The organism is Streptomyces sp. NPDC013317, assembly GCF_055563155.1.
Window position 1 is genome coordinate 562,787 of the sequence record NZ_JBVHDX010000002.1, and the last position, 26,178, is coordinate 588,964.

At 71.0% G+C, this 26,178-nt stretch carries 25 protein-coding genes and 2 tRNA genes; 10 read left to right on the forward strand and 17 right to left on the reverse strand.

What is annotated here, in order from left to right; translation table 11 throughout:
* Positions 1-86: 86 nt before the first annotated feature.
* The 3 genes from hisN (at position 87) to ACZ3IJ_RS07295 (ending at position 2,069) form a co-directional block, all read left to right on the forward strand.
* A complete protein-coding gene (hisN, locus tag ACZ3IJ_RS07285) occupies positions 87-887 on the forward strand; it encodes a histidinol-phosphatase (RefSeq protein WP_467466679.1) in 801 nt (266 codons plus the stop codon).
* A 162-nt stretch (positions 888-1,049) separates the two neighbouring features.
* On the forward strand, positions 1,050-1,451 hold the full coding sequence (locus tag ACZ3IJ_RS07290; RefSeq protein WP_467466680.1) for a CBS domain-containing protein: 402 nt from the start codon (positions 1,050-1,052) through the stop codon (positions 1,449-1,451).
* A 198-nt stretch (positions 1,452-1,649) separates the two neighbouring features.
* The gene (locus ACZ3IJ_RS07295) at positions 1,650-2,069 is read left to right on the forward strand and encodes a Fur family transcriptional regulator (protein WP_467466681.1); all 420 of its coding nucleotides are present in this window, start codon (positions 1,650-1,652) and stop codon (positions 2,067-2,069) included.
* Positions 2,070-2,193: 124 nt separating this feature from the next.
* Here ACZ3IJ_RS07295 and ACZ3IJ_RS07300 read toward each other — a convergent pair.
* The 4 genes from ACZ3IJ_RS07300 to ACZ3IJ_RS07315 all read right to left on the reverse strand — a co-directional run bounded on the left by ACZ3IJ_RS07300 (position 2,194) and on the right by ACZ3IJ_RS07315 (position 7,593).
* A tRNA-Met gene (locus ACZ3IJ_RS07300) sits at positions 2,194-2,267 on the reverse strand.
* Between the two features lie 46 nt (positions 2,268-2,313).
* Positions 2,314-4,281 carry a tetratricopeptide repeat protein gene (locus ACZ3IJ_RS07305; protein WP_467466683.1) on the reverse strand — a complete coding sequence of 656 codons (1,968 nt, stop codon included), beginning with the start codon at positions 4,279-4,281 and terminating at the stop codon, positions 2,314-2,316.
* 208 nt (positions 4,282-4,489) lie between these two features.
* A tRNA-Met gene (locus ACZ3IJ_RS07310) sits at positions 4,490-4,563 on the reverse strand.
* Positions 4,564-4,614: 51 nt separating this feature from the next.
* Positions 4,615-7,593, reverse strand: a complete 2,979-nt coding sequence (locus ACZ3IJ_RS07315; protein WP_467466684.1) for a UPF0182 family membrane protein — start codon at positions 7,591-7,593, stop codon at positions 4,615-4,617.
* A gap of 135 nt (positions 7,594-7,728) precedes the next feature.
* On the opposite strand from ACZ3IJ_RS07315, the gene ACZ3IJ_RS07320 reads away from it, so the two are divergent.
* On the forward strand, positions 7,729-8,286 hold the full coding sequence (locus ACZ3IJ_RS07320; protein ID WP_467466685.1) for a PPA1309 family protein: 558 nt from the start codon (positions 7,729-7,731) through the stop codon (positions 8,284-8,286).
* 73 nt (positions 8,287-8,359) lie between these two features.
* Here ACZ3IJ_RS07320 and ACZ3IJ_RS07325 read toward each other — a convergent pair whose 3' ends face one another.
* The 4 genes from ACZ3IJ_RS07325 to ACZ3IJ_RS07340 form a co-directional block, all read right to left on the reverse strand.
* Entirely contained in the window at positions 8,360-9,448 is a 1,089-nt protein-coding gene (locus ACZ3IJ_RS07325) for a YlbL family protein (protein WP_467466686.1), read from the reverse strand.
* Between the two features lie 75 nt (positions 9,449-9,523).
* Complete coding sequence (locus ACZ3IJ_RS07330) at positions 9,524-9,754, reverse strand: hypothetical protein (RefSeq protein ID WP_467466687.1); 231 nt, start codon at positions 9,752-9,754, stop codon at positions 9,524-9,526.
* 242 nt (positions 9,755-9,996) lie between these two features.
* Positions 9,997-10,458, reverse strand: a complete 462-nt coding sequence (locus tag ACZ3IJ_RS07335; RefSeq protein WP_391798542.1) for a molybdenum cofactor biosynthesis protein MoaE — start codon at positions 10,456-10,458, stop codon at positions 9,997-9,999.
* A 93-nt stretch (positions 10,459-10,551) separates the two neighbouring features.
* A complete protein-coding gene (locus tag ACZ3IJ_RS07340) occupies positions 10,552-11,661 on the reverse strand; it encodes an SDR family oxidoreductase (protein ID WP_467466688.1) in 1,110 nt (369 codons plus the stop codon).
* A gap of 210 nt (positions 11,662-11,871) precedes the next feature.
* Here ACZ3IJ_RS07340 and ACZ3IJ_RS07345 point away from each other — a divergent pair, with 210 nt between their 5' ends.
* On the forward strand, positions 11,872-13,311 hold the full coding sequence (locus tag ACZ3IJ_RS07345; RefSeq protein ID WP_467466689.1) for a zinc-dependent metalloprotease: 1,440 nt from the start codon (positions 11,872-11,874) through the stop codon (positions 13,309-13,311).
* Positions 13,308-13,829 (forward strand): NUDIX hydrolase, encoded by a 522-nt coding sequence (locus ACZ3IJ_RS07350; RefSeq protein WP_467466690.1) that lies wholly within the window; start codon positions 13,308-13,310, stop codon positions 13,827-13,829. The genes ACZ3IJ_RS07345 and ACZ3IJ_RS07350 overlap by 4 nt, the downstream gene beginning before the upstream one ends.
* A gap of 63 nt (positions 13,830-13,892) precedes the next feature.
* Here ACZ3IJ_RS07350 and ACZ3IJ_RS07355 read toward each other — a convergent pair whose 3' ends face one another.
* The 4 genes from ACZ3IJ_RS07355 to ACZ3IJ_RS07370 form a co-directional block, all read right to left on the reverse strand.
* Positions 13,893-14,648: an AIM24 family protein gene (locus ACZ3IJ_RS07355; protein ID WP_352186958.1), complete on the reverse strand. Its 756-nt coding sequence runs from the start codon at positions 14,646-14,648 to the stop codon at positions 13,893-13,895.
* Between the two features lie 19 nt (positions 14,649-14,667).
* Positions 14,668-15,348: an AIM24 family protein gene (locus ACZ3IJ_RS07360; RefSeq protein ID WP_352186957.1), complete on the reverse strand. Its 681-nt coding sequence runs from the start codon at positions 15,346-15,348 to the stop codon at positions 14,668-14,670.
* A gap of 13 nt (positions 15,349-15,361) precedes the next feature.
* The gene (locus tag ACZ3IJ_RS07365) at positions 15,362-16,987 is read right to left on the reverse strand and encodes a TerD family protein (protein ID WP_467466693.1); all 1,626 of its coding nucleotides are present in this window, start codon (positions 16,985-16,987) and stop codon (positions 15,362-15,364) included.
* 112 nt (positions 16,988-17,099) lie between these two features.
* Complete coding sequence (locus ACZ3IJ_RS07370) at positions 17,100-17,675, reverse strand: M48 metallopeptidase family protein (protein WP_467466694.1); 576 nt, start codon at positions 17,673-17,675, stop codon at positions 17,100-17,102.
* A gap of 188 nt (positions 17,676-17,863) precedes the next feature.
* Here ACZ3IJ_RS07370 and ACZ3IJ_RS07375 point away from each other — a divergent pair, with 188 nt between their 5' ends.
* Positions 17,864-19,015, forward strand: a complete 1,152-nt coding sequence (locus ACZ3IJ_RS07375; protein WP_467466695.1) for a ThiF family adenylyltransferase — start codon at positions 17,864-17,866, stop codon at positions 19,013-19,015.
* Between the two features lie 41 nt (positions 19,016-19,056).
* Positions 19,057-20,400 (forward strand): ABC1 kinase family protein, encoded by a 1,344-nt coding sequence (locus tag ACZ3IJ_RS07380; RefSeq protein ID WP_467466696.1) that lies wholly within the window; start codon positions 19,057-19,059, stop codon positions 20,398-20,400.
* A 58-nt stretch (positions 20,401-20,458) separates the two neighbouring features.
* On the opposite strand, the gene ACZ3IJ_RS07385 is transcribed toward ACZ3IJ_RS07380, so the two are convergent.
* From ACZ3IJ_RS07385 to ACZ3IJ_RS07405, 5 genes are all read right to left on the reverse strand, one after another.
* Positions 20,459-20,641 carry a hypothetical protein gene (locus tag ACZ3IJ_RS07385; protein ID WP_467466697.1) on the reverse strand — a complete coding sequence of 61 codons (183 nt, stop codon included), beginning with the start codon at positions 20,639-20,641 and terminating at the stop codon, positions 20,459-20,461.
* A 93-nt stretch (positions 20,642-20,734) separates the two neighbouring features.
* Entirely contained in the window at positions 20,735-21,058 is a 324-nt protein-coding gene (locus tag ACZ3IJ_RS07390; protein WP_391798550.1) for a hypothetical protein, read from the reverse strand.
* Entirely contained in the window at positions 21,055-21,423 is a 369-nt protein-coding gene (locus tag ACZ3IJ_RS07395) for a WhiB family transcriptional regulator (RefSeq protein ID WP_352191288.1), read from the reverse strand. Before ACZ3IJ_RS07395 ends, ACZ3IJ_RS07390 begins: the two co-directional genes overlap by 4 nt.
* Positions 21,424-21,597: 174 nt before the next feature.
* Positions 21,598-21,969 carry a hypothetical protein gene (locus ACZ3IJ_RS07400; RefSeq protein ID WP_467466698.1) on the reverse strand — a complete coding sequence of 124 codons (372 nt, stop codon included), beginning with the start codon at positions 21,967-21,969 and terminating at the stop codon, positions 21,598-21,600.
* Positions 21,970-22,140: 171 nt separating this feature from the next.
* Complete coding sequence (locus tag ACZ3IJ_RS07405) at positions 22,141-24,342, reverse strand: ATP-dependent DNA helicase UvrD2 (RefSeq protein ID WP_467466700.1); 2,202 nt, start codon at positions 24,340-24,342, stop codon at positions 22,141-22,143.
* Positions 24,343-24,520: 178 nt separating this feature from the next.
* Here ACZ3IJ_RS07405 and ACZ3IJ_RS07410 point away from each other — a divergent pair, with 178 nt between their 5' ends.
* Both ACZ3IJ_RS07410 and ACZ3IJ_RS07415 read left to right on the forward strand, forming a co-directional pair.
* A complete protein-coding gene (locus tag ACZ3IJ_RS07410) occupies positions 24,521-24,778 on the forward strand; it encodes a mycoredoxin (RefSeq protein WP_352191285.1) in 258 nt (85 codons plus the stop codon).
* Between the two features lie 336 nt (positions 24,779-25,114).
* Complete coding sequence (locus tag ACZ3IJ_RS07415; RefSeq protein ID WP_467466701.1) at positions 25,115-26,113, forward strand: acyltransferase family protein; 999 nt, start codon at positions 25,115-25,117, stop codon at positions 26,111-26,113.
* Positions 26,114-26,178 lie beyond the last annotated feature (65 nt).

The following is a 26,178-nucleotide window of genomic DNA, read 5'->3' on the forward strand; positions in this document are numbered from 1 at the left end:
GGTTCTGCGCTCAGAGTTGACGGGCCGCCACGCACTGTCAAGGCCTCCCGCCGGGCCACGTCCCTTCGAGGGATAGAGTTTCGACCATGGCCGATTACCACGACGATCTGCGTCTCGCCCACGTCCTCGCGGATGCCGCCGACGCGGCCACCATGGACCGGTTCAAGGCGCTCGACCTGAAGGTCGAGACGAAGCCGGACATGACGCCGGTGAGCGAGGCGGACAAGGCCGCCGAGGAGCTGATCCGCGGTCAGCTGCAGCGGGCGCGCCCCCGCGACGCGATCCTCGGCGAGGAGTACGGCGTGGAGGGCACGGGCCCGCGCCGCTGGGTGATCGACCCGATCGACGGCACCAAGAACTACGTGCGAGGGGTGCCGGTCTGGGCGACCCTGATCGCGCTGATGGAGGCCGGCGACACCGGGTTCCAGCCGGTGGTCGGCGTGGTCTCCGCGCCGGCGCTGGGCCGCCGCTGGTGGGCGGCGAAGGGCGCGGGGGCGTTCACGGGCCGCAGCCTGACGTCGGCGACGCGGATCCAGGTCTCGAAGGTCGCGGAGCTGGGTGACGCCTCGTTCGCGTACTCCTCGCTCAGCGGCTGGGAGGAGCGGGGCCGGCTCGACGGCTTCCTCGACCTCACGCGCGCGTGCTGGCGGACCCGGGCGTACGGCGACTTCTGGCCGTACATGATGGTCGCCGAGGGTGCGGTGGACCTCTGCGCCGAACCGGAGCTCTCGCTCTGGGACATGGCGGCGACGGCGATCGTCGTCCAGGAGGCGGGCGGCACGTTCACCGGCCTGGACGGGCGGCACGGCCCGCACAGCGGCAACGCGGCGGCGTCGAACGGTCTGCTCCACGGCGAACTGCTGAGCTACCTCAACCAGAAGGCCTGACGCACGGCGGAAGAGCCGCCTCACGCACCCCCCGGGCGCGCCTCGCGCGCCCCCTTGTCAGGCCCCCGGACCGCTGCGACTCTGAAAGTCCCCCCACTTGTGAACTTGTGAATTCGTTCTCGTTGAAAGCGGGAACGGTTCACCGAGGAGGTGGCTCTTTTCATGCTCGTCCGTGACGCCATGAGCACGGTGGTCCTCACCATCGGCCCCGCCCACACTCTCCGTCAGGCCGCCCGGCTGATGTCGGCGCGCCGCGTCGGCGCGGCGGTCGTCCACGACACCGACGCCGGCGGTTTCGGCATCCTCACCGAGCGCGACATCCTCAACTCCATCGGCGCAGACCAGAACCCGGACCACGAGACCGCGGGCTCCCACACCACCACCGACGTCGTCTTCGCCGCACCCGCCTGGACCCTGGAGGAGGCGGCGGCCGCCATGACACACGGCGGCTTCCGCCACCTCGTCGTCCTCGACGGACACGGGCCGGTCGGCATCGTCTCCGTACGCGACATCATCCGCTGCTGGACCCCGGCACACCGCCACGCGACGACCATGGCGAGCTGAGACGAGAGAGGGCCGGCACGCGCGATCGCGTACCGGCCCTCTCCCTCTTCACGACAAGCGCCCTCGGCCGCGCAGGGCCTGGATCGCGGCCTCCGGCCGCCTGCCGGTCGAGCCTACAATAGACAATGTCCAAGACAAGTGAATATCCAAAGTCACACCTGTTCGGGATCATGGACCCCCGCTGTTACCCTGGCTCCCATGAGTGACCTGTTGGGACGTCTGCGCGGCCGCGGCTGGCGAATGACCGCGCAGCGGCGCGTCGTGGCCGAGGTGCTCGACGGTGACCATGTCCATCTGACCGCCGACGAGGTCCACGCCCGTGCCGTGGAACGGCTGCCCGAGATCTCCCGGGCGACCGTCTACAACACCCTGGGCGAGATGGTCACGCTCGGTGAGGTGATGGAGGTCGCGACGGACGGCCGCGCCAAGCGGTACGACCCGAACGCCCATCGCCCGCACCAGCACCTGGTCTGCGGCCGCTGCGGCGCGATCCGTGACGTCCACCCCGCCGGCAACCCGCTGGCGGACCTCCCGGACTCGGAGCGTTTCGGCTTCACGATCTCCGGCGTCGAAGTCACGTACCGGGGCCTCTGCCCGAACTGCGCCTCGACCGCCTGAGACGCAGTCCGAGACGCCGGAAGCCCCCCACCTCGGTGGGGGGCTTCTCCGTGTGCCGTCGATGCGGACCCGGACACGACGAAGGCCCGGATCCTTCAGGATCCGGGCCTTCGGTGCTACTGAGTAGCGGGGACAGGATTTGAACCTGCGACCTCTGGGTTATGAGCCCAGCGAGCTACCGAGCTGCTCCACCCCGCGTCGGTGAACCCAACCTTACGGGACGGCCACGACCAGCGCAAATCGCTTAAGCGGTGAGCTCCTGGTGCAGCGCCTCGCTCAGCCGCGCCGCCCTCTCGGCCACCTCCGCGGGACCCAGCTCCACGGCCCGCGCGCACCAGTGCCTGCCCTCCGTCAGCTCTCCGCGCCGTGCCGCGAGCAGCGCGAGCCGCAGCGCGGCCCGCCCGTGTCCGGCCCGGGCGGCGCGGGTCCACCACAGGGCGGCCTCGCGCTCACTGCCCTCGCGGGCCAGCAGCAGGCCGAGGTTGAAGGCGCCGTTACGGCTGCCCGCCTCCGCGGCCTCGCGGTACCAGTGGGCCGCCTCCGCCACGTCGCCGCGGGCGGCGGCCAGCATGCCCACCCGCACCTGCGCACGCCGGTGCCCCTGCTGGGCGGCGCGCTCGTACCACTCCTCGCACTCGCTCTTCTCCTCGCGCGGGGCGCCGAGCGCGGGCGGTCCGGGCTGCGGGCGGCGCGCGTCGAGGACGCTCGCCAGCCGGAACGCCGCCTCGGCGCTGCCGCCGCCCGCCGCGCACCGCAGATGGCGCTCGGCGGTCTGCTCGTCGCCGTCCCGCAGGCAGGCGATGCCGACCTGGAGGGCGGCTTCGGTGTGCCCGGCCGCCGCCGCGCGCACGTACCAGCTCAGCGCCGTACGGTCGTCGTCGCGACCCGCGTAGAGGATGCCGAGGTTGAAGGCGGCGTCGACGCTGCCGGCCTCGGCGGCCTTGGAGAACCACGGCTCGGCGCCGTTCGCGTCGCCGGCCTGGAGGAGGAGCACGGCGAGCGCGTTGGCGGCCTCACGGTGACCCGCGTACGCGGCGCGGCGGTACCACTGCTCGGCCTGCTGGTTGCGGTCCTGGGCGGCGCAGAGCAGCCCGAGGTTGTACGCCCCGTTGACGTCGCCCGCGTCCATCGCGGCGCGGTACCAGCGCTCGGCGGTCTGCTGCTCGCCGCGGGCGGCGTGCAGGGCGCCGAGTGCGTTGGCAGCGTTGCCATCGCCGTCCTGGGCGGCGCGCAGCCACCACACGGCGGCGCTCTCCTCGTCCCCGGCGTCGCGCAGCAGGAAGCCGAGCGCGCAGGCCGCCTTCGCCTCGCCCTCCTTGGCCGAGCTCAGGTACCAGCGGCCCGCCTCCTTGAGCTCGCCGCGCTTCTCCAGGAGCGCGCCGAGGTGGAGCGCGGCCCGGCGGTGCCCGCGCGCGGCCGCCTGCCGGAACCACTGCTCGGCCTCGCCCAGCTCTCCGGCGGGCGGCGCGGTGGCGTCGTCGCCGGACGCCGGGCCGGCGGCCGGTCCGGGCAGCACGCCGGGCGCCGGGGCCGCGCCGGGGGCCGTACCCGCCGCCGCGCCGCTCAGGCCGACAGGTCCCTCGGTCTCCGTCGCGCGCCGCTCGAGGGCCAGGGCGAGACGGTAGGCGGCCTCGCGGTGGCCCTGCTCGGCGGCCGCACGGAGCCACCGCTCGGCGCCGACGTCGCTGCGGTGCTCCAGGAGGTCCGCGAGGGCGTACGCGCCCAGGGCGTGGCCCTGCTCGGCGGACTGGCGCAGCCAGTACTCGGCGGCGGGCTCGTCGCCGCGCTCGCGGTGGTGGCGGCCGAGCGCGTGGGCGGCGGGCGCGGAGCCCGCGACGGCGGCGACCCGCCACCAGCCGGCGGCCTCCTCCGCGTATCCCCGCTGGTGCAGCAGTACGCCCAGGTTGTTGGCGGCGGCGCGGTCCCCCTCGGCCGTGGCGCCGCGCAGGTAGGGCTCGGCACCGTCCAGGTCACCGCGGCGCAGCAGCAGCGCGCCGAGCACACTCATGGACGCGGCGTCGCCGCTCTCGGCGGCGCGACGGTGGCGCGCCTCGGTCTCCGTGTCGCTCTCGGTCTCGGTGTCGGCGGTGGTGTCGACGGCCGCATCGACGGCCACCGCGGCCTCGATGATGTCATCTGCGGCACGTCGAGCGTGCCGCTGCACAAACCGCCCTGTCTCCAACAGAGTTGCCCTGTCCCCCATAAAAACCATCGTCGCACCACCCGCAACGCGCGTACACCTGGTATACCGCAGCCAGTGAGGTCACTTCAGCGTTTTGTCGACATGCCCACAGAGAGATAAGTCAAACACGACTCACCTCAACTCACCCCTTCTCCACCGCTCTTCGGGCAGTCGTGCGCCCCCGTACGGACACGCGACTAGGGCCCGGATCCTGAAGGATCCGGGCCCTAGTCTTCAGTAGCGGGGACAGGATTTGAACCTGCGACCTCTGGGTTATGAGCCCAGCGAGCTACCGAGCTGCTCCACCCCGCGTCGTTGTGCCCTTAAGGTATCACGACGCGGGGTTGCTCCCGACCGGGCCGGTCAGCCTGCCGGGCTCGCGCTCGACGTCGGCGTCGGCTCGGTGGACGGCGTCGCCCCCGGCTTCGGCTCCGTACCGCCCGGCTTCTGGTCCGTCGAGGGCAGCTTCGCGCCCGCCTCCGCGGCCCTCTGGAGGGCGTCCTGCAGGGCCTCTTGGGCCTTGCCGTACGCGGTCCAGTCACCCTTCTGCAGAGCCGCCTCACCGTCGTCCATCGCCTTCTGCGCGTCGGCGATGGCCTGCTTCAGCGCGGCGTCGTTGGTCGTCGGCGTCGTCGGCGGCTTGGTGCCCGGCTGCTCGGGCTGCTGGGGCGGCGTGGCGCCGTCCACTCCGAAGACCGCGTTCAGCGCGTCGGTGAGGTTGTCCTCGAACACCGTGGTGTCCTTGGTGGTGTCACCGTCCGGCTGGTCCGCGTCCACGTACGACACCGCGACCTTCTTCAGCAGCGGGTAGTGCGCGTTGCGGCCCTGGGCGTACACCGGCTCGACGTACAGGAAGCCGCCGTCGAGCGGCACCGTCAGCAGGTTGCCGTACTGGATGTCGGAGTCGGCGCCCTTCATGTCACGGACGAAGGTGGCCACCGACGGGAGGCTGTTGAGCTTGTTCTGCACCTGCTCGGGTCCCGGGACCTCGGAGGTGACTCTCAACAGCCTTATGCGGCCGTAGTCCTTGGAGCCGGCGTCGGCGTCGACCGCCATGAAGCCGCCCAGGTTGGGCCGCCCGTTGGGGGTGAACGTCGTCGTCAGCGAGAACTGCTGCTGCTTGTCCCCGGGCATCTTCATGCTCAGGTAGTACGGCGGGACCGCGTTGCCGTCCTTGTTGGTCGGGTCGTCCGGCACCTGCCAGGCGTCCGAGCCGCTGTAGAACTGCGCCGGGTCCTTCACGTGGTACCGGGTGAGCAGCTCGCGCTGGACCTTGAACATGTCCTGCGGGTAGCGCAGGTGCTGCATCAGCTCGGGGTTGATCGCCTCACGCGGCTTGACGGTGTCCGGGAACGCCTTCATCCACGTCTTGAGGACCGGGTCCTTCTTGTCCCACTGGTACATGGTCACCGTGCCGTCGTAGGCGTCGACGGTGGCCTTCACCGAGTTGCGGATGTAGTTGACCTGGTTCTGCTGGGCGACCACCGCGCGCTGCTGGTTGCCCACGGTCAGGGAGTCCGCCGTGGTGTCGCCGAGCGTGGTGCGCGAGGCGTACGGGTAGCCGTTCGTGGTCGTGTACGCGTCGACGATCCAGACGATCTTCTTGTTCACGACCGCCGGGTAGGCGTCGCCGTCGATGGTCAGCCAGGGCGCGACCGCCTCGACGCGCTCCTTGGGCGTGCGGTTGTAGAGGATCCGCGAACCGTCGCCGATGGCTCCCGAGTAGAGGATCTGCGGCTCGCTGAACGCCACCGCGTACGCGGCGCGGTTGAAGGTGTTGGAGAGGTTGACCCCGCTCTTGCCCTCGTAGCTGGTGGTCTTCTCGCCGTTCTCCTCGTAGTCCAGCTCCTTCTGCGGACCGCCGACGATCGAGTACTGATCCGTCTTCTCGCCGTAGTAGATCCGCTGCTGGTACGGGCCGAGCATTCCCGTGGTCGGCAGGCCCGCCTCGGTGAAGACCGGGGAGCCGTTGGCGTCCGTCTGCGTGCCCGCGGCCATGATCGCGCCGTAGCCGTGGGTGTACGTGAAGTGGTCGTTGATCCAGTTCCGCTTCGGGATGCCCTTGATGTTGAGCTCACGCAGGCCGACGACGGTGTCCTGGCCCTTGTAGCGGTCGACGTCGAGGGTGGTCGGGAACTGGTAGTACTTCCGCTTCTGCTCCAGCTGCTGGAACGTCGGCGACACGATGTTCGGGTCGATCAGCCGGTAGCTGGCCGCCGTGTCCGAGTTCGCGCGGAGCTGGTCCTTGGCCTTCACCGTCGACTTGCCCGAGTAGTTCTCCGGCTCGGTGCCGTCGATGGCGTACGCCTTGCGCGTGGCGTCGATGTTCTTCTGGATGTACGGCGCTTCCTTGGCCTGCTCGTTCGGCTGGACCTGGAACTTCTGCACGATGGCCGGGTACAGGCCGCCGATCAGGATCGCCGACAGGACCATGAGGCCGAAGCCGATCACCGGAAGCTGCCAGGTGCGGCGCCACAGCGTCGCGAAGAAGAGCACGGCACAGATCACGGCGATGCAGAACAGGATCGTCTTCGCCGGAAGGTAGGCGTTGGCGTCGACGTAGCGCAGACCCGTCCAGTTGCCCGCCGCCTTGAAGTCACTGGACTTCACGGCGAGGCCGTACCGGTCGAGCCAGTACGCCACGGCCTTCAGCGAGACGAAGACGCCGAGCAGCACCGACAGGTGGCCCGTCGCGGCGGCGGTGGCGCGGGCACCGGGGCTGGTGACGCGCAGTCCGCCGTACAGGTAGTGCGTCAGCGCGGCGGCCACCAGCGACAGGACGGCGGCGGCGAAGCCGAAGGCCAGCAGCGAGCGGTACCAGGGCAGGTCGAAGGCGTAGAACGACACGTCCAGCTGGAACTGGGGGTCCCTCTGGCCGAACGACACGCCGTTGACCCACATGAGCCAGGTCCGCCACTGGCCGGAGGCCGAGGCACCGGCGATCAGGCCGACGAGCGCGGTGATCGCGAGCAGCACCCACTTCTTGTAGGGCGCGAGCCCCATCCGGTACCGGTCGAGGCTCTGCTGCTCCAGCGACATCGCGCTCAGCGGCGGCCGGAGCCGGTGCGCCAGCCAGATGTTGAACCCGACGGCGAGCGCCATCAGCAGACCGAAGACGGCGAACAGGCCGATCTTGGTCCACAGCGTGGTGGTGAACACGGACGAGTAGTGGACGGAGCGGTACCAGAGCCAGTCCGTCCAGAACCCGGCGAACATGACGAACACCATGGCCAGGACGGCCAGCACACCCAGGGTCATGAGCAGCGTGCGGGCCCGCCGGGACGGCCGGCCGACTCTGATCCGTGGCCCGGACGGACCTCCGCCGCCTCCGCGGTCGGGCATCTGGAAAGCCAACGTGCGCCCCTCAGGTTGATGCGTCGATAAAGCAGGCCCCGCGATCGTAGAGCCCACTGATGCAACTTACTGAGGCTTTACCTAGTTCCCGTCTTCGGGGGAAGAGGAGGCAGGATGTTGTCCATGTCCAACGTTTCCCCCTCCGGTACCCCCATGGCCGCCAGCCCCCTCACCCGCGCGGTGCTCGAGATCGACGAGTACGCCTCCGGCCTCGGCTGGGACCGTCCGGCCCGGCTCTTCGCCCTGGTCGACACCGCCCGACTGCGTGCCCAGGAGCCGGGACTGGCCTCCCAGCTCGGCCTCGAAGGCGACGAGGCGGCCGCCGCCTACATCCCCATCGAGCAGGAGGAACTGCCGAAGGGGAAGCCCCTCGACGAGTTCCTCGGCACCATCGCCTGGCCGGACGCCGTGGTCGGCTGCGCGCTGACGGTGGAGCGGCTGATGCTCCCGCCGTCGGCCGAGGCGTCCGTGCCGGAGGGCCTGAACGAGGCCGCTCTGGCGAAGTGGGTCGCCCGGCACCCCGACCGCCAGGAGGTCCGGATGACCGTGGCCGTGCTCCGTGACGGCGCGCGGGAGGCGGCGATCCGGCTGCGCGAGAAGGACTCCCCGAACGAGGTGCTGACGGGCGCGGACCTGGTGCCGGGGCTGGCGGAGGCCCTGGCGGCGACCTTCGAGGGCTGAGACACCCGTGTACGCGGGAGGGGGCGCCCCGGTCGGTGGACCGGGGCGCCCCCTTCTCCGTACGAGCGCCGTTCTAGCTCTTCGAGCAGCTGGGCAGGTTCTCCGTGTCCCCGGCGCGGAGCTTCTCCAGCGACTTCGTGGCGTCGTCGATGGTCTTCACCTTGATCAGGGTGAGGCCGTCGGGGATGTCGGAGGCGGCGGTCGCGCAGTTGTCGGCCGGGGTGAGGAAGTACCGGGCGCCCGCGTTGCGCGCGCCGACGAGCTTCATCTGGATGCCGCCGATGGGGCCGACCTGGCCCTTCTCGTCGATGGTCCCGGTGCCCGCGATGAACCTGCCGTCGGTGAGGCTCCCCGGCGTCAGCTTGTCGACGATGCCGAGGGCGAACATCAGGCCGGCGCTGGGGCCGCCGACGTCGGCGAGCTTGATGTCGATCGTGAACGGGAAGACGTGGTCGGTGCCGGCCTGGATGCCGACGATGGCGCGGTCGCCCTCCGGGGACTTGACCGTGGTGACGGAGACCTTCTCGGTGGCGGTGGGCTCCTTGCCGGCCTTCTCCGCCGCCTCCGCCTCCTTGGCGGGGACGATCGTGAAGGCGACCTTCTCGCCCGGCTTGTGCGTGGTCACCTGCTTGGCGACGTCCCCCGGCTCCTTGACGGGCACGCCGTCCACGGCCTTGACGACGTCGCCGGCGTGCAGCTCGCCCTGGGCAGGGCTGTCCTTGACGACGGAGGCCACGACGACCCGGGTGGTCACCGGGATGTCCAGCTCACCGAGAGCGGCGACCTTGGCGCTCTCCTGGGACTGGCTGAACTCCTCGGCGTTCTCCTGGGTCGACTGCTCCTCGGTCTTCCCGTCGGGGTAGAGGGTCTCCTTGGGGACGACCACGTTGTCGTGGGCGAGCCAGCCGTAGACCGCCTCGACCACGTTCATCCGGTAGTCCGCGCTGGTGACGCGGACGGTCGTCATGTTGAGATGCCCGTCGGTGGGGTAGGTCTTGCGGCCCGAGATCTGGAGGACGGGTTCGCCCGCGGCCTCCCCGAGGGTGTTGACCGTCGGGCCGGGGCTCATCTCCGCGTACGGCACCGGGACCAGAACGCCCACGCAGAGCAGGGTGATCAGGACCAGGGTGGAGGCGAGCATCGTCGCGGTGCGGCGTGGCATGGAACGACAGTACGGGACCGGCCTGTGAGTGCACCCGTGGGGCGGGTCCGTACGAGGCGGCCCGACAGGCGGAACTCAGCTGGAGACGTGACTACTGCGTACGGGGGACGAGGGCGCGGCCGGAGCCATCTCGGGTTCGGTGGCGGCGAAGCCGACGTGGGAACGCTCCATGGCGTCCCTGAACCGTGCGTAGCCGGCGAGCTCGGCCACGTCTCCGATGGTCTTGTTCCGCTGGGCCCAGCTTCCCCATATCGCCGCGCCGACGACTGCGAAAAGCGGAATCAGCAACCACGCGAGGACTGCCATCCCGACCTCCCATCCCCAATGAGCGACCGCGACCGACCGCGACCGGCCGATCAGCAGACTAACGATCTGCAGCATCAACGCTGCTGCCGGGGGGGCGGTTACGCAAATCGGGGCGTTCGACTACCGCACGTCGGCGCGGCGCCTTGCGGCGGAGGCGTGGGAGCGCTGCGGGGAGCTCAGCAGAGCCCCTACCCTCCCCCAGACTCAGGTCCGGGGGGGGACCCCCGGACCTGGGGTGGACCTCAGCAGGCCCCCACCCACTCCTCGGTGCCGTCCGAGAACGTCTGGTGCTTCCAGATGGGGACCTCGTGCTTGAGGTCGTCGATGAGCTTGCGGCAGGCCTCGAAGGCCTCGCCGCGGTGCGGGCAGGAGACCGCGACCACGACCGCGAGATCACCGACGCTCAGATCGCCCACACGGTGGACCGCGGCCAGCGCGCGGACCGGGTAGTCGGCGACGACCTTCTCGGCGACCCGGCGCAGCTCGTCCTCGGCGGAGGGGTGGCAGGAGTACCCGAGGGCGTCGACGTCGGTGCCGCCGTCGTGGTTGCGCACCGTGCCCACGAAGAGCGTCGTGCCGCCGGCCGCGTCGTCGCCGACGGCACGGAAGACCTCGTCGACCGAGAGCGGGGTGTCACGGATCGCGAGGAGCTTGATCGGGTCCGCCGCGGTCTGCTCGCCGGGGTGGTCATGGGTGCGTGCCATGCGCCCATGGTGCCGCACCGCACGGACATCACGGAATAGCGCTTTCCGCCGGTGGACCCGACCCTCCGTAGGAGGGTCCTACAGCTCCGCCCGCTACATGCCGCGCCGCTTCCGCATCTGGCGCACGAGAGCCGCCGTGCCGAGCAGCGCGACCGTCGCACCGGCCGCTCCGGCCGCCGTGGCGTCCTTGCGGCCGAGCCTGCGGCCCGCGACCGTGTGCCGGCCCTCGACCTCCTCCAGGAGCGCGGCGAGCACCTCCTCGTTGGTCCACGTGGGCCGCCAGCCCGCGTCGTGCAGCCGTCCGACGCTGACCACCCACGGGTGCATGGTGTAGGCGAGGTCCCCGGCCGGGGACGGTGTGAGCCCGATACGGTGCAGCCGGGCCGCCGCGCCGAGGGCGACCGCGGAGGGCAGCTCCATCCGCCGGATCCCGGACAGCTCCTCGACCTCCTCCTGTTCGAGCCAGCCGTCGCAGCCGACCGCGAACTCCCCGTCGACCTTCTCGAGCGCCGCGTACTCCAGCGCGCTGACCAGGTCCTCGACGTGGCAGAACTGCCACGTGGGGCGGGAGCCCGCCACGACGAGCAGCCGGGGCGACTCGAAGTAGCGGGTCAGGGCCGTGTCCGTGCCGCCGACCAGGACGGCGGGCCTGACGACGGTGACCTGGAGTCCGGGGTGGGCGCGCGGCGCGCGGCGGCCGAGCCGCTCGATCTCCAGCATGTCGCCGACGCCGGTGGCCTCGGCGGTCGCGCGCAGCTCGGCGTCCTCGGAGAGGGGGATGTCGTTGTCGGGCAGCGCGCCGTAGACCATCGTGGAGGTGCAGAGCACCACACGGTGCACGCCCGCGGCCGCGGCGGCCGTGAGGACGGTCTGCGCGCCGCGCACGTTGTAGGCCGTCCGGGCGGCCGCGTCGGATTCCAGGTCGAGGTCGACGGCGAGGTGCACGACCACGTCCGCGCCGCGCAGCTTCTCGGCGATCGCCGGGTCGCGCACGTCGAGGATGTGCCATTGCGCCTCGGAGACCTCGCCCCGGCGCTCGTCGATCGCGACGACCTGCTTGATCTCCTCGGACGCGGCGAGGCGCGCGGTCAGCAGGGCGCCGACCCCGGAGGCGGCGCCCGTGACGGCGACCACGGGGCCGCGCCCGGCGGGCCGGGTCGAGATGTTTCGCGCTGCGCGAACCTGAGGATCTGGGGAACTCACCGGGCGTCTCCAGCGGTTGTCTTCAGTACGTACCCGAATGACGCGTACGTACCAGGTGGCGTCCATCCTGCCGCAGGCCACGGCCCGGCGGAGCACCGAGCCCATATCCGGCCCGGATGTCTACGCTGGTGGTGTGCAGCCGGGCATCGAGCCGAGCCGGGAAAGCCGCCGTCGGAAGGAATCCGGCGGCCCTACGAGCCGAGGAAACCTGTGAGTGACACCCCATTCGGATTCGGCCTTCCGCCGGAGGAGCCGGAGAACGGCGACGAGGGCAAGAAGAAGGACCCCGCCGACGGTGGCCAGGGGTCCGGTGGCCAGGGCGGCGGCAACCCGTTCGGGGCCAATCCGTTCGGCTTCGGGGGCCTGCCGGGCATGGGCGGTCCGGGTGGCGCGGACAACCCGTTCGCCGCGATGTTCGGCTCACTGAATCCGAACGACCTGGGCGCCGCCTTCCAGCAGCTCGGCCAGATGCTCTCGTACGAGGGCGGTCCGGTGAACTGGGACATGGCGAAGCAGATCGCGCGCCAGGTGGTCGCCCAGGGCACGTCCGACGGCACCAAGGACGCCAGTGTGGGTCCGGCCGAGAAGGCCGCGGTCGAGGAGGCCGTGCGCCTGGCCGACCTGTGGCTGGACGGCGTGACCTCGCTGCCCTCAGGGGCGAACACGGCCGTGGCATGGAGCCGCGCGGAGTGGGTCGAGGCGACGCTCCCGGCCTGGCAGCAGCTGGTCGACCCGGTCGCCGAGCGGGTCGGCACGGCGATGGGCGATGTCCTGCCCGAGGAGATGCAGGCCATGGCAGGCCCGCTGATCGGCATGATGCGGTCGATGGGCGGCGCCATGTTCGGTCAGCAGATCGGCCAGGCCGTCGGCGCGCTCGCGGGCGAGGTCGTCGGCTCGACGGACGTCGGTCTGCCCCTGGGCCCGGCCGGCAAGGCGGCGCTGCTGCCGCTGAACGTCGAGGCGTTCGGCAAGGACCTGGGCGTCCCCAAGGACGAGGTGAGGCTCTACCTGGCCCTGCGTGAGGCGGCTCACCAGCGCCTCTTCGCCCATGTGCCGTGGCTGCGCTCGCATCTCTTCGGCGCGGTCGAGGGCTACGCCCGCGGGATCAAGGTCGACACCTCGAAGCTGGAGGAGGCGGTGGGTCAGCTCGACCCGACGCACCCGGAGCAGCTGCAGGAGGCGCTCCAGCAGGGCATGTTCCAGCCCGAGGACACCCCGGAGCAGAAGGCCGCGCTGGCCCGCCTGGAGACGGCTCTCGCGTTGGTCGAGGGCTGGGTGGACGCGGTGGTCCACGAGGCCGCGAAGTCCCGTCTGACCTCGGCGGACGCGCTGCGCGAGACGCTGCGCAGGCGCCGGGCCAGCGGCGGTCCCGCGGAGCAGACCTTCGCCACGCTGATCGGCCTCGAGCTGCGTCCGCGCCGGCTGCGGGACGCCTCGCGGCTGTGGGCCTCGCTCACGGACGCGCGCGGGGTCGACGGCCGTGACGACCTCTGGCACCACCCGGACATGCTGCCGACGGCCTCCGACCTGGACGACCCGGACGGCTTCGTCCACCGCGAGCACCTCGACTTCTCGGAGATCGACAAGATGCTCGGCGAGGCGGCCCGCGGGGACGGCGACGACGAGGGCAAGGACGACACCGCCAAGTGAGCCTGCACGACGACGCCGTTCTCGTACTGAAGGCTTACGAGGGCCAGGAGGAGCTGCGCGGGCTCTATCTGGACCATCTCGCGGCGCACGAGGACGGGATGTGGAAGGCGTGCGGGGCCGGGCATCTGACGGCCAGCGCGCTGGTGGTGGACGCCGAGCGCGGGCGGGCTCTTCTGACCCTGCACAAGAAGCTCGGCATGTGGCTGCAGATGGGCGGCCACTGCGAGCCCGGTGACACGACGCTGGCGGAGGCGGCGCTGCGCGAGGCGACGGAGGAGTCCGGCATTCCCGGCCTCACGCTGCTGTCCGGCGGCCCCGTGCGGCTCGACCGGCATCCGATCCCGGCGCCGTGCCACTGGCATCTGGACGTCCAGTACGCGGCGCTGGCACCGGCCGGCGCGGTGGAGGCCATCAGCGAGGAGTCGCTGGACCTGCGCTGGTTCGCGTACGACGAGGTGGCGTCCGTGGCCGACACCTCGGTGGTGCGGCTGCTGGAGGGCACCCTGGCCCGCCTCTAGCGCATGCGTAAGGGGCGGCCTCCAAGGAGTCCGCCCCTTACCTGTGCCGTGGTACGGCAAGCGTCAGTTCCAGGCGTTGTTCTGGTTCTGGGCGCGGGAGCCGTGCTGGCCGGCGCCGAACTGGGCGGCGATGCCCTGGCCGATGGCGGCGTGCTGCGGCGGCATGACCTCGCTGGGCTGGACGAGGGCGAAGCCCTGTCCGAGGAAGCTGAGCTCCCAGCCCTCACCCGTGTCGCCACGGCGGCGGCGGATGTTCGAGTTGGTCGTCTGCGCCTGCATCTGCACCCGCAGCCCGGTGGACCAGGCGACGATCGCGTCCGCGTCGACGTTGACGTACTTGTCCGGCGTGACGTGCATCATCAGCGGCTGGCCGGAGGTCATCAGGGCGACCTTGCCGCGGCCGGAGATGTTGAGCTGGTACTTGCCGGTGCCGGAGACGCCGTACTGGCTGTCGACGGCGATGACCTCGGTGTGCAGGGTCGAGTCGAGCGCCAGGACGTAGGCGCTGTCGACGGTCATGCCCTCCTGCTCGACCTCCACGACGTGGATGTACTGGGCGAGGTTGGCGAAGTAGACCGTGCCCTGGCCGGAGCAGCGCATCAGGTCGAGGCCCTCACCGGTCCTGGCCTGGGCGCGCCGCTGACTGGACGTCTGGTACTCGCCGTCGAAGTCGACGAGTCCCTGGTAGGCGACCATGGCGCCCTTGCGGGCGAGGATGTCGTCCGAGCCGGTCAGCGCCACCCGCAGCAGCTGCGGGTTCTGGATGACGTACCGTTCCTGGCTCTGCTGCTCGGCGTAGTTGAAAAGCGGGCTCTGCATGGTGTGTTCTCGCTCCCCCTCAGCCCCGGACCCGCAGGCGGTCGGTGCTGTCCTCGCTCGGCTGTACGACGACGATGCCCTGGCCGGAGAAGGCCATCTGGAACGCCTCGCCGCTGCCCCGCCCGATCAGGGAGGAGGCCTTGAAGCTGCGCTTGCCCTTGACCTTGAGCGCCGGCGACCAGGCGACGAGCGCGTCCGGGTCGACGTACGTCTCGTCCTCGCCGCGGCCGCAGTCGACGACGATCGGCGTGCCGCGCGAGGTGATCGCGACCCAGCCGGTGCCGGCGATCTCGACGTTGAACAGGCCCTGTCCGGCGAACTTGGCGAGGCCCTTGACCTTCTCGACGCCCCACTGGAGGTGCGCGTCGAAGGCCAGCAGGTTGGTGCCGTTGACCGAGAGCGAGTCGTTGTTGAGATTGATCACGACGACGTCCGCGCCGTAGTCGGCGAGGTAGAGCAGGCCGTCGCCGGAGCACTTCATGATGGGCGCGCCCTCGCCGGTGATCCACTGCTGGGCGACCTGGCGGGCCGCCGGCGGGTTGGGCTCGTAGGTGACGAAGCCCTCGTAGGCGACCATCGAGCCGGTGCGCGCGTACAGGTCGTGGCCGGAGGCCATGGCGACCTTGAGCATGGCGCGGCCGTGGTTCTCCATCCGGGCCGCCATCGGGGTCGGGGCGAAGCCCGCGAGTTGCTGGTTCATTGTTCGGGCTCCCTCAGACCTCGTACGGCTGGACGACGATGAAGTTGCCGGGAGCGCCCCGGAACTGGAGGTTGACGGTCTCACCGCTGTGCCCGGGGTACGCGTTGCGGCGCAGCCGGACCTGGCTGGAGAGGATCACCTGGGACGCGGACGACCAGGCGATGACCGCGTTGCAGTCGGCGAAGGTGGTCGGCGTGACGGGCAGGACGACGGGCACGCCGTGCGTCTTGACGACGACGGTGCCGGTGCCCTGGAACTGCATCGTGAACAGGGCGCCGCCGGGGATGCCGTGGCCCTCGATCCTCCGTACTTCGTACTGGAGGGACTCGTCGAAGGCGAGCACGTTCTCGGCGGAGACGCAGATGCCGTCGCCCTGGAGCTCGATCGGGTGCAGGTGGGCGCCCTCCTCGGCGAGGAAGACCTGGCCGCGACCCGTGCAGCGCATGAGCTGCATCTCCTGGCCGGTGGCGTTGCCGACGATCCGGCCGGTGAAGCCCGCGCCCTTGTGGCTGAAGTCGACCTTGCCCTGGTACATGACCATGCTGCCCTGGCGGGCGAGGACGGGGACGCCGCCCATCTGCAGGTCGACCCGCATGAGCTGCTGGTTCTGCGGGGCCCAGCGGGCTCCGGTCGGGGTCTCCTTGAACGGCTGGAGCGCCGCGGCGAGCCCGGGACCGCCGGCGGGAGCGCCCTGCGGCATTCCCTGCGGCACACCGGGCGGCATGCCCTGGGGCGCGCCCATCTGGCCGGGGACCTGCCCGAACTGGGGCTGCGGCTGGCCGTACGGCTGGCCCGGCACCTGCCCGCCGGGAACCTGGCCGAACTGCGGGGCCTGCGGTGCCTGCGGCGGCTGGCCGTACGGCGACGGGGCCGGCGCGTGGGGTGCCATCGGGGCACCCATGGTGGGGGCCGCGTGCATCGGCTGGACCGGAGCCTGCTGCGCAGGGGCCGGAGCGGGCGCCGGTACGGGAGCGGTCGGCGGAGCGCCGAACTGCGGGGCGGGCTGAGGCGCCTGGGGCGCGGCGGGCGTACCGAACGCGGGCGGCGCCGCGGCCTGCGGTGGCGCGCCGAATCCGGGGGCCGCCTGCGGCGCCTGCGCCGCGGGCTGCTCCTCGGCGACCTCGCCGCCGAAGTTCTTCAGCAGCGCGTCGAGGCCGCCGTCGAAGCCCTGGCCGATGGCGGCGAACCGCCAGACGTCCTTGAGGTAGAAGTCGCCCAGCATGACGGCGCGCTCGGTGGAGAACTCCGTGCCCGTGAACGGGTATCGGACGACCTCCTCACCGCCCGCCACGATGCGGATGTAGCCGGGGCCGATCTGCGACATCTGGCCGGCGCCGTCGATGGTCGCGGTGAACGACAGCTTGTGGATGTTCGCCGGGATGCGGTCCAGCGTGACCCGGAAGGACTCGGTGTCGCCCGACTGCGCGCCGAGCAGCTGGATGGACTCCTCCGGCGACTTCGGCTGGTTGAAGAAGATGAAGTACCGGTCGTCCGAGAGCTGCTCGTTGGCGTCGAGGCCGAAGCAGCTGATGTCGAAGGTCAGCCCGGGCGCCGCGATCTGCACGCCCACGTACAGATCGGTTCCCGGTGTGAGATCACTGATCTTGGCCTTGTGGCCGCGTTGGAATTCCCTGGCCATGCGTAACGACCGTCCCCCATCCCGAATGTGAATGCGTCGCGCCAGGCTAACGGCTGTGTGCGACATTGAGCCAAGCCGGTACGCATTCGGTACAGGACTGAAGCGGTCCCGGCTACTCCTCGTGCGCACCCGGCAGGTGGGGCAGCCGTCCGGCGGCGACGACTCCTTCGAGGTAGCCGCGGGCACGCTCGGTGCGCGGGTAGGCCTCCAGGAGCCGCCAGAACCGGGGGCCGTGACCGGGCACCAGAAGATGCGCCAGCTCGTGGACGAGGACGTAGTCGACGACGTACTCGGGCATGCCCTGGAGCCGGTGCGAGAGGCGGATGCTGCCCTCCGACGGAGTGCACGAGCCCCAGCGGGTGTTCTGGTTGGTCACCCAGCGCACCGACGTCGGCCGGGCCCGGCCGGCGAAGTACTGGTCCGACAACCGCTCGGCACGCTCGGTGAGTTCGGCGTCACCGAGGACGCTCCTGCTCTCCTGGGCGGCCAGCTTGTCCAGCATGACCGTCACCCAGCGTTGCTCCTCCGCCTCGGACATCCGGGCCGGGATGAGCACGATGGTCCGGTCGCCCTCGCGGTACGCGGAGACGGTTCTGCTCCGCCGCGAGCTTCTGCGGACCTCGACCGCACTCGTCCCCGAACCGCGGGGCGGCTTCCTGGTCACGCTGCGCTGTGGGTCGGCGGGCACGGGCCCGACGTTACCCGCTGTCAGCGGGGGAAGTCCCGCCTCCGGGGCGGTTCGGCGGGGCTCCGGCCACACCGTGCACCATTTGAATGATTAATACCCCTCCCCTGTGGACAACTTTCCGAGTCCGCTTCGACTCCCGGGCAATCTGACGACGGAGGAAGTCGACGATCAAGATCACGGGGGCGAAAATGCATCCGCTGTTGAAACCCGCGCTGCGGAGGGCGTGGCGCGATCTTCGGAGCGTGCAGTTCGGTGCGACATCCGCGCACGCGGTGGTGGTCGGCCCGCTCGACACGACCACCGGCAGCCTGCTCGGGCTGCTCGACGGCACGCGTGGCATGGCGCTCCTGCGGGCCGAGGCGCGGGCCCTGGGCCTGCCGGACGGGTGGCTCGAGGGGCTGCTCGACCGGCTCGCGAAGGCCGGGCTGATCGCGGACGCCTCGGCGGGGAGACCCGGAAGAACGGCCGGCGCGGGACGCCCGGACGGCACGCTCGATCCCCTCCGCGCCGATCTGGCCTCACTCTCCGTCGTCCATCCTGAGCCGGACGGGGCGCTGCGGCGCGTGGCCGCCCGGCGGGCGGCACGCGTCCAGGTCCGGGGGGCGGGCCGGGTCGGTGCCACGGTCGCCGCTCTGCTGTCGGCCTCGGGCGTCGGCAGGGTGGAGGTGCTGGACTCCGGATGCGTGCGGCCCTGGGAGGTCGCGCCGGGTGGATTGCCGGCCGAGGCGGTGGGCGAGCGCCGGGCGGCGGCGGCGCACCGGCTCGTGGCGCGGTCGGCGCCTGGCGGCCGGATGCCTCGTGCGGGCAGACGGGTGGTGGGTGAGGCCGGACGGGAGCCAGGGCTCTCACTCGTCGTGGTGACGCCTCGGGACGGCCTCGCCGCCTACCTCCCCGACCCGCTCACCGCCGAGGGCTGGATCACGACGGGAACGCCTCATCTCTACGCGGGGGTGCTGGAGGCGACCGGTGTGGTCGGGCCGCTGGTGCTGCCCGGCGGGACGGCCTGCGCCCGGTGCGCGGTGGAGGAGCGGTCGGACCGGGAGCCGGTCTGGCCCCGCATGCTGGCGCAGTGGCGCTCGGGCCCGCCCCCGGAGGTGCCGGCCTGCGATCTGGGGCTCGCGACGGCGGTCGCCGGGCTGGCCGCGGCCCACGCGCTGGCCTTTCTCGACGGTGAGTTGCCCGCGAGCACGGGGGCTCGCTGGGAGGTGTCGCTGCCGCTTCTGGAGTGGCGCGTGGAGCGGATGAGACCTCACCCGGCGTGCCCGTGCGACGCCGTGCGACGCGGAGAGGGGGAGCATGCCTCAAGGGCCGGAAGCCCGCACGACACAATGGCGAGGTAACGGTCCTGTGTGGCACGGCAGTCTGGGAACTGGAGGGGCGCATGTCTGATCTTCCCCGGAAGGCGGTCACCCGAACCGCTAGGTTGGCCGCGTTGCCCCTGGGCTTCGCCGGACGGGCCACCTGGGGTCTGGGCAAGCGGATCGGCGGCAAGTCCGCGGAGCTGGTCGCGCGAGAGCTCCAGCAGCGCACGGCGGACCAGTTGTTCAAGGTGCTCGGTGAGCTCAAGGGCGGCGCGATGAAGTTCGGACAGGCGCTGTCCGTCTTCGAGTCGGCGCTCCCCGAGGAGGTGGCCGGTCCCTACCGGGCCGCCCTGACCAAGCTCCAGGAGGCGGCGCCCCCGATGCCGACGCGGACGGTCCACGCCGTCCTGGAGGAGCGGCTCGGCCCGGAGTGGCGGGAGCTGTTCCTGGAGTTCGAGGACAAGCCGGCGGCGGCCGCCTCCATCGGGCAGGTGCACCGCGCGGTGTGGCACGACGGCCGCGAGGTCGCGGTGAAGGTGCAGTACCCGGGGGCGGGCGAGGCGCTGCTCTCCGACCTGACGCAGCTCAGCCGGTTCGCTCGGCTGCTCGGCCCGCTGATCCCCGGTATGGACGTCAAGCCGCTGATCACCGAGTTGCGTGACCGGGTCTCGGAGGAGCTGGACTACAGCCTGGAGGCGCAGGCACAGCGGGAGCACGCGGAGGAGTTCGCGGGCGATCCCGACGTCGTGGTGCCGTCCGTGGTGCACCAGGGCGAGCAGGTGCTCGTCACGGAGTGGATCGACGGGATCCCGCTGTCGGAGGTGATCGCGGACGGTACGGAGGAGCAGCGGAACCGGGCCGGTCAGCTCCTGGCGCGGTTCCTCTTCTCCGGCCCCGCCCGCACGGGACTTCTCCACGCCGATCCGCACCCGGGCAACTTCCGGCTGCTGCCGGGCGCCGACGACGAGGACGGCCCGGAGAGCTGGCGGCTCGGCGTGCTGGACTTCGGCACGGTGGACCGGCTTCCGGGCGGACTGCCGGAGACGATCGGGACCTGTCTGCGGCTGACCCTGGAGGGCGACGCCGACACGGTCTACGAGCTGCTGCGCGAGGAGGGCTTCGTCAAGGAGTCCATCGCCCTCGACCCGGACGCGGTGCTCGAGTACCTGCTGCCGATCATCGAGCCGGCGGAGGCCGAGGCGTTCGCGTTCACCCGGGGCTGGATGCGGTCCCAGGCCGCCCGGATCGCCGACCTGCGCTCCCCCGCGCATCAGCTGGGCAAGCAGCTCAATCTGCCGCCGTCGTATCTGCTGATACACCGCGTGACCCTGAGCACGATCGGGGTGCTCTGCCAGCTGAACGCGACGGTGCGCCTCCGCGACGAGCTGGAGGAGTGGCTGCCGGGCTTCGTCCGGGACGAGTAGCGGCCCGGGGCGAAACCGGGCGGAGGGGCCCGGCGGAGAGCGCCCGGGCGGAGGGCCGTCACCACCAGGAGGAGTCGAGGCGGCCCTCGATGGACCTGATGTTCTCGCGCGCGCAGGCCTCGCAGAAGTACTGGCGCTCGCCGTTCTCCACCGAGCAGGTCCAGGTCACCGGGACCTCCTCCGTCGTCGTGCCGCAGCGGGCGCAGACGAAGGGCTCCTCGGACTTCCGGGCGTCGTTCACCCTCCCGACGATAGTCCCGGGCGGCCCGGGCCGCGCCGCAACGCACCGCGGGGGCCGGTCCGTTCGGACCGGCCCCCGCGTGGTTACTTCGGGTCAGTGCATGACAGCCATGGCGAGCGCGCGCCGGGCGCGCAGCGAGACGCGCTCGGCCCGCTTCTGCATCCGCCGAGCGGCGACCAGGCGCGTGGCCTGGCGTTCCGCGTCGGCTTCCCGCAGAAGGTCGTGCATATGAGCACGAGCCAGGGCTTCTTGGATGAGTTGCATTTCACGGGTCCTGTTCTGACGCGAGGCGTTCGCGCCGGAGATGGTGACGTCTGTGGTGGCGGAGCCGGACGGCTCACTGGTGGAAGAGGTCATCGGGGCCAGCTTCTGGGGATCGTGCGTGAGGGGTCGGTCGATGGTTCCGGTGACGTTCATGCCGCGACCGGGTTCTTGCGCGGGCGACCACGCGGCCGCTTGCGGGCGACGACCACACCCTGGACGAACAGCTCTCCACCCCAGACGCCCCACGGCTCACGCCGCTCCTGCGCACCGGCGAGGCAGGCCTCCATCAGCGGGCAGGTACGGCAGAGGGACTTGGCGTACTCGACGTCGGCCGGGGACTCGGCGAAGAAGACCTCCGGGTCGAACGAACGGCAGGGGACGGGTACGCCGAGGTTCTCGATGGCGTCGTCGAGCGCGGTGAGCGCGGTGAGGGGGGTCAAGGTGGAGTCCTCCGTGAGGCCGGGCGGCGGGATCGTTTCGGAAGTCGGTACGGACGGGGCGTGCGCTTCGAGTTGCACGGTGGGTAATTCCTCGTCTGGTCGTTCCGGCCTGTTGGGCCGGGGTTTCGGCTGGTACCGGGTGGTGCTGGTCCCGAGGCCCCTTCGCTCCGCCGTCCCCGTTCGGGGACAAACAGAAGGGCCGCGGATCCCGGGTGGGGTTCCGCGGCCCTGAAGGCGCCGGCCTGATTCAGATCAGGCTGGATCACTCCAGGGTTCGAGCCCACGGAAGGCCCACATCGTGTGGTGCTGCGTCGTCTGCTGCTTGGTTTCGGCACCGGTCGCCGCAAAGCCATAGGCCGAGGCCTTGACTGCTGCTACTCCTGCTTCCAGTGCCTTGGTCGGTCGCTCGTTGCGCTCCTTGACGGGAAGACCCGCAAGGTCGGCAGCCGGCCGCAGGGAAGCGGCGCCGGCCAGGCCGGCGCCGGACATACCGGTGCCAGGAAGACCGCTGCCAATGAACGCCGAGCCGGAGAGGCCGAGCGAGCAGGCGGAGACGACCGAGCGATCGGTCATTTTGTCGGTGCTGACGAAGCTGACGGCGGTGCTGTTGATGTTGCTGATCACTGGAATCGCCTCCTCTCGGCGTCTCGGAGGGGTCGGTGTGAGCCGGACCCTCATGTTCATTTGGACAAGTACAGCACGAAGACAGGGCTTCTTAGAAGCCGCTGTTTCCGTGGTTAAGAACCTATGGGGCTTGACGGGGGGTGCGCAAACTATTTTTTCGACGAGTTTTCCTCAGCTCTCCTCGTCGACTCCTCCACACCCCTCACCTGGGTCTTCGCCCGCGCAGAGGGCGAGAACGTCGGCCCCGAACCGGTCCAGCTTCCGCGCGCCGACCCCCGCGATTCCGGCGAGCTCCCCGCCCGTCGCGGGCACGCGCTCGGCGATCGCCATCAGCGTCTTGTCGGTGAACACGCAGTACGCGGGCTGCCCGAGCTCCCTGGCGCGGTCGCCGCGCCAGTCGCGGAGCCGCTCGTAGAGCGCCTCGTCCATGTCCGAGGGGCAGTCCTCGCAGCGCATCAGCTTCATCTCGCCGGCCTCGGTGAGCGTGGCTCCGCAGACACGGCAGCGCACCGGGCCCCGGTGCTTGCGCCGTCCGGCGCCCACGGCGCGGTCCACGGACCCGCCGCCGCCCGTCCTTCCCGTGCCGCCGCCCGTGCCGAGGGCGCCCGAGCCGGGCCGCAGCCCCTTGAGGAAGCGGGTGGGGCGGCGGGAGGGGCGGCCGCCCGGGGAGCGGGAGAGCGCCCAGGAGAGGGTGAGGTGGAGACGGGCGCGCGTGACCCCGACGTACAGCAGGCGGCGTTCCTCCTCGACCTGCTCGTCGGTCTTGGCGTAGGTGATCGGCATCATGCCCTCGGTGAGGCCGACCAGGAAGACGGCGTCCCACTCCAGGCCCTTGGCGGCGTGCAGGGAGGCGAGGGTGACGCCCTGGACGGTCGGGGCGTGCTGGGCGGCGGCCCGCTCGTCGAGCTCGGCGACGAGGTCCGAGAGGGTGGCGCCGGACCTGGCGCGGGCGAAGTCCTCGGCGAGCCTGACCAGCGCCGCGAGGGACTCCCAGCGGTCGCGCACGGCGCCCGAGCCCGCGGGCGGATCCGTGGTCCATCCCTTGGTGGAGAGCACGGCGCGGACCTGGGCGGGCAGGTCCTCCGCATCGTCGAGGAGGGAGTCGTTCCCCCCGGCACGGGCGGCTCCGCGCAGCGCGATGCCCGCCTCCCGTACCTCCTGGCGCTCGAAAAAGCGCTCGGCGCCGCGCAGCTGGTAGGGGACACCGGCGTCGGCGAGGGCCTGTTCGTAGACCTCGGACTGGGCGTTGATGCGGTAGAGCACGGCGATCTCGCCGGCCGGGACTCCGGCGGCGATCAGATCACGGATGCGGCGGGCGGTGCCCTCGGCCTCGGCGGGTTCGTCGCCGTACTCGGTGTAGGCGGGCTCGGGCCCCGGGTCGCGCTGGGAGATCAGCTCCAGGCGGTGCTCGGCGGCCCGGCCGCGGGCCTGGCTGAGCAGCCCGTTGGCGAGGTGGACGACCTGGGGGGTGGAGCGGTAGTCGCGGACGAGCTTGACCACCGTGGCGTTCGGGTGCCGGGTGCGGAAATTCAGCAGGTGGTCGGGGGTGGCGCCGGTGAAGGAGTAGATGGTCTGGCTGGCGTCGCCGACGACACACAGGCTGTCGCGGTCGCCGAGCCAGAGATCGAGCAGCCGCTGCTGGAGCGGGGAGACGTCCTGGTACTCGTCCACCACGAAGTGCTGGTACTGACGGCGGATCTGGTCGGCGATGTCGTGCCGGTCCTGGAGGATGCCGACCGTGAGCAGCAGCACGTCCTCGAAGTCGATCACCGAGCGGTCACGCTTGAGCTGCTCGTACGTCGCGTAGATCTGCGAGATCTCGGCCGGGTCGCGCGGCGCCTCGCGGGCGGACTTGGCGACGACGGCCGGATAGTCGGCGGGGACGGTCTGGGTGACCTTGGCCCACTCGATCTCGCCGGTGACGTCCCGCAGCTCGTTCCGGTCGAGCCGGACGCGGCAGCGGGCGGCGGCCTCGGCGACGAGCTGAACCTTGCGCTCCAGGAGCCGGGGAAGGTCGCCACCGACGACTTTCGGCCAGAAGTACTGGAGCTGACGGAGAGCGGCGGAGTGGAACGTACGCGCCTGGACGCCTCCCGCGCCGAGCTGCCGGAGCCGGCCGCGCATCTCTCCCGCGGCCCGGTTGGTGAACGTGACGGCCAGCACACTGCCGGGCTGGAGTATCCCCGCCCGCACTCCGTAGGCGATGCGGTGGGTGATGGCCCGGGTCTTTCCCGTGCCGGCTCCCGCCAGCACGCACACCGGACCGTGCAGGGCGAGGGCGACCTCGCGCTGCTCGGGGTCGAGCCCGTCGAGCACCGCGTCGGCCGACTCGGGCACCTGCGGGAAGAGAGTGGAGTGCGTTGCTGCTGTCACCCCGCCATGCTGCCAGGTCGCGGGAGCCGGATGCCGAGCGTTGTCCACAGGGCGGGGCCGGCGGTCATACGAATCGGGAATGGCCGCGCGACCCCGTACGTTCTCAGTGGGCGGACCCACCCGACCCACCCGCATCCGCGAGGAACGCGAAGCACGCGTAGAAGAGGAGCGCCAGGCCATGCAGGGCACTGTGACGATGTACAGCACCACGTGGTGCGGCTACTGCCGCCGGCTGAAGAGCCAGCTGGACCGCGAGGGCATCGCGTACACGGAGATCAACATCGAGCAGGACCCGGACTCGGCCGCGTTCGTGGAGAAGGCCAACGGGGGCAACCAGACGGTGCCGACCGTGCGCATCCTTCCCACCTCCGGGACGGCCGAGGTGGTCATGACCAACCCGAGCCTCGCCCAGGTGAAGCAGGCGCTCAGCGCCTGACCCCGAGCGTTCGGACACGGAAGGGCCCCGGCGAGCACCGCTCGCGGGGCCCTTCCGCATGGCCGGGACGGCGACCGCGTGTACCCCACTCCGCGGCGGCCAGGCACAGGTTCATCCGTGAAGAGCGTCACACCTGTGAAGTTTTGTTCGTGCCCTCACACGGCCCCTATGCTCTCCCCGGACCGCGCTTTGCGTCTGCACATCCAGGTGGGGAAGCCAGTGCTCAACCAGAAGACCCCGGTCGCCCCGGCGCCGCGTGTACCCGATCTCGCGCCGCCAAGCGCCCCGCCCGGCCCCAGCGGGAGGAAACCCCAACGCCTCCACGTACTGGACGGCATGCGCCTCGGCGCGGCCGTCATGGTCGTGATGTACCACTACATGGCGTACGGGGGCTGGCCCAGGCCCGTCGAGGACATCTTTCCCGAGACCTTCTCCATAGCCTCCTACGGCTACCTGGGCGTGGAGTTCTTCTTCCTCATCAGTGGCTTCGTCATCTGCATGAGCGCCTGGGGCCGGCCGCTGAAGGACTTCTTCGTCTCCCGCGTGGTGCGCCTCTATCCCGCGTACTGGTTCGCCGTCATCGCCACCAGCGTCGCCGTCGCGCTGATTCCCGGCGGTCGCAGCCATCTTCCCTGGAACGACATCCTCACCAATCTCACGATGCTCCAGGAGCCGCTGGGGGTCGCTCCGGTCGACGCCGTCTACTGGACGCTCTTCGCCGAGCTCCGCTTCTACCTGCTCTTCTCCCTGCTCGCCTGGTGGGGGCTGACGTACCGCAGGGTGCTGCTCTTCTGCTGCGTCTGGGGCGCGGCCACCATCCTGGTCTCCTCGGCGCCGCCGGGCCCGCTGCGGCTGCTCCTGATGCCGGAACACAGCTGGTTCTTCATCGCGGGCGTGGCGTTCTACCTCATGTACCGCTTCCGTCCGAACCTGATGCTCTTCGGCGTGGTCGCGGTCTCCTACTGCGCCTCGCTCGCGCCCACCATCGACAGGTTCAAGCAGATCAGCATCCTCGATGACCGGCCGGCCTGGCCCGTGCTCGTGCTGCTCGCGGTCTTCTTCGGACTGATGGCGCTCGTCGCCACGGGCAGGCTCTCCGGCATGCGGTGGAAGTGGCTGCCGATCGCGGGGGCGCTGACCTACCCGCTCTATCTGCTGCACGAGTTCATCGGCTGGGAGTTCTTCAAGTACTTCAGCCACGTCACACCGCAGATCTCGCCGTGGACGCTGGTCACAGCCGTCTTCCTCGGAATGCTGGTGCTGTCGTACCTGGTGCACCGCCTGGTCGAGCAGCCGGTCGGCCGGTACCTGAAGCGCGGTCTCGCCCGTATCTGACGCACCACGCGAAGAGCCCCCGTCCGGCGTGCCGGACGAGGTGCTCTTTTCAGCCATCGAGGCCG

Coding starts and splice junctions, on each gene's coding strand:
- hisN (WP_467466679.1), top strand. CDS start 87: ATGGCCGATTACCACGACGATCTGCGTCTCGCCCACGTCCTCGCGGAT.
- ACZ3IJ_RS07290 (WP_467466680.1), top strand. CDS start 1,050: ATGCTCGTCCGTGACGCCATGAGCACGGTGGTCCTCACCATCGGCCCC.
- ACZ3IJ_RS07295 (WP_467466681.1), top strand. CDS start 1,650: ATGAGTGACCTGTTGGGACGTCTGCGCGGCCGCGGCTGGCGAATGACC.
- ACZ3IJ_RS07305 (WP_467466683.1), bottom strand. CDS start 4,281: ATGGTTTTTATGGGGGACAGGGCAACTCTGTTGGAGACAGGGCGGTTT.
- ACZ3IJ_RS07315 (WP_467466684.1), bottom strand. CDS start 7,593: ATGCCCGACCGCGGAGGCGGCGGAGGTCCGTCCGGGCCACGGATCAGA.
- ACZ3IJ_RS07320 (WP_467466685.1), top strand. CDS start 7,729: ATGTCCAACGTTTCCCCCTCCGGTACCCCCATGGCCGCCAGCCCCCTC.
- ACZ3IJ_RS07325 (WP_467466686.1), bottom strand. CDS start 9,448: ATGCCACGCCGCACCGCGACGATGCTCGCCTCCACCCTGGTCCTGATC.
- ACZ3IJ_RS07330 (WP_467466687.1), bottom strand. CDS start 9,754: ATGGCAGTCCTCGCGTGGTTGCTGATTCCGCTTTTCGCAGTCGTCGGC.
- ACZ3IJ_RS07335 (WP_391798542.1), bottom strand. CDS start 10,458: ATGGCACGCACCCATGACCACCCCGGCGAGCAGACCGCGGCGGACCCG.
- ACZ3IJ_RS07355 (WP_352186958.1), bottom strand. CDS start 14,648: ATGCAGAGCCCGCTTTTCAACTACGCCGAGCAGCAGAGCCAGGAACGG.
- ACZ3IJ_RS07360 (WP_352186957.1), bottom strand. CDS start 15,348: ATGAACCAGCAACTCGCGGGCTTCGCCCCGACCCCGATGGCGGCCCGG.
- ACZ3IJ_RS07365 (WP_467466693.1), bottom strand. CDS start 16,987: ATGGCCAGGGAATTCCAACGCGGCCACAAGGCCAAGATCAGTGATCTC.
- ACZ3IJ_RS07375 (WP_467466695.1), top strand. CDS start 17,864: ATGCATCCGCTGTTGAAACCCGCGCTGCGGAGGGCGTGGCGCGATCTT.
- ACZ3IJ_RS07380 (WP_467466696.1), top strand. CDS start 19,057: ATGTCTGATCTTCCCCGGAAGGCGGTCACCCGAACCGCTAGGTTGGCC.
- ACZ3IJ_RS07390 (WP_391798550.1), bottom strand. CDS start 21,058: ATGAACGTCACCGGAACCATCGACCGACCCCTCACGCACGATCCCCAG.
- ACZ3IJ_RS07410 (WP_352191285.1), top strand. CDS start 24,521: ATGCAGGGCACTGTGACGATGTACAGCACCACGTGGTGCGGCTACTGC.
- ACZ3IJ_RS07415 (WP_467466701.1), top strand. CDS start 25,115: ATGCGCCTCGGCGCGGCCGTCATGGTCGTGATGTACCACTACATGGCG.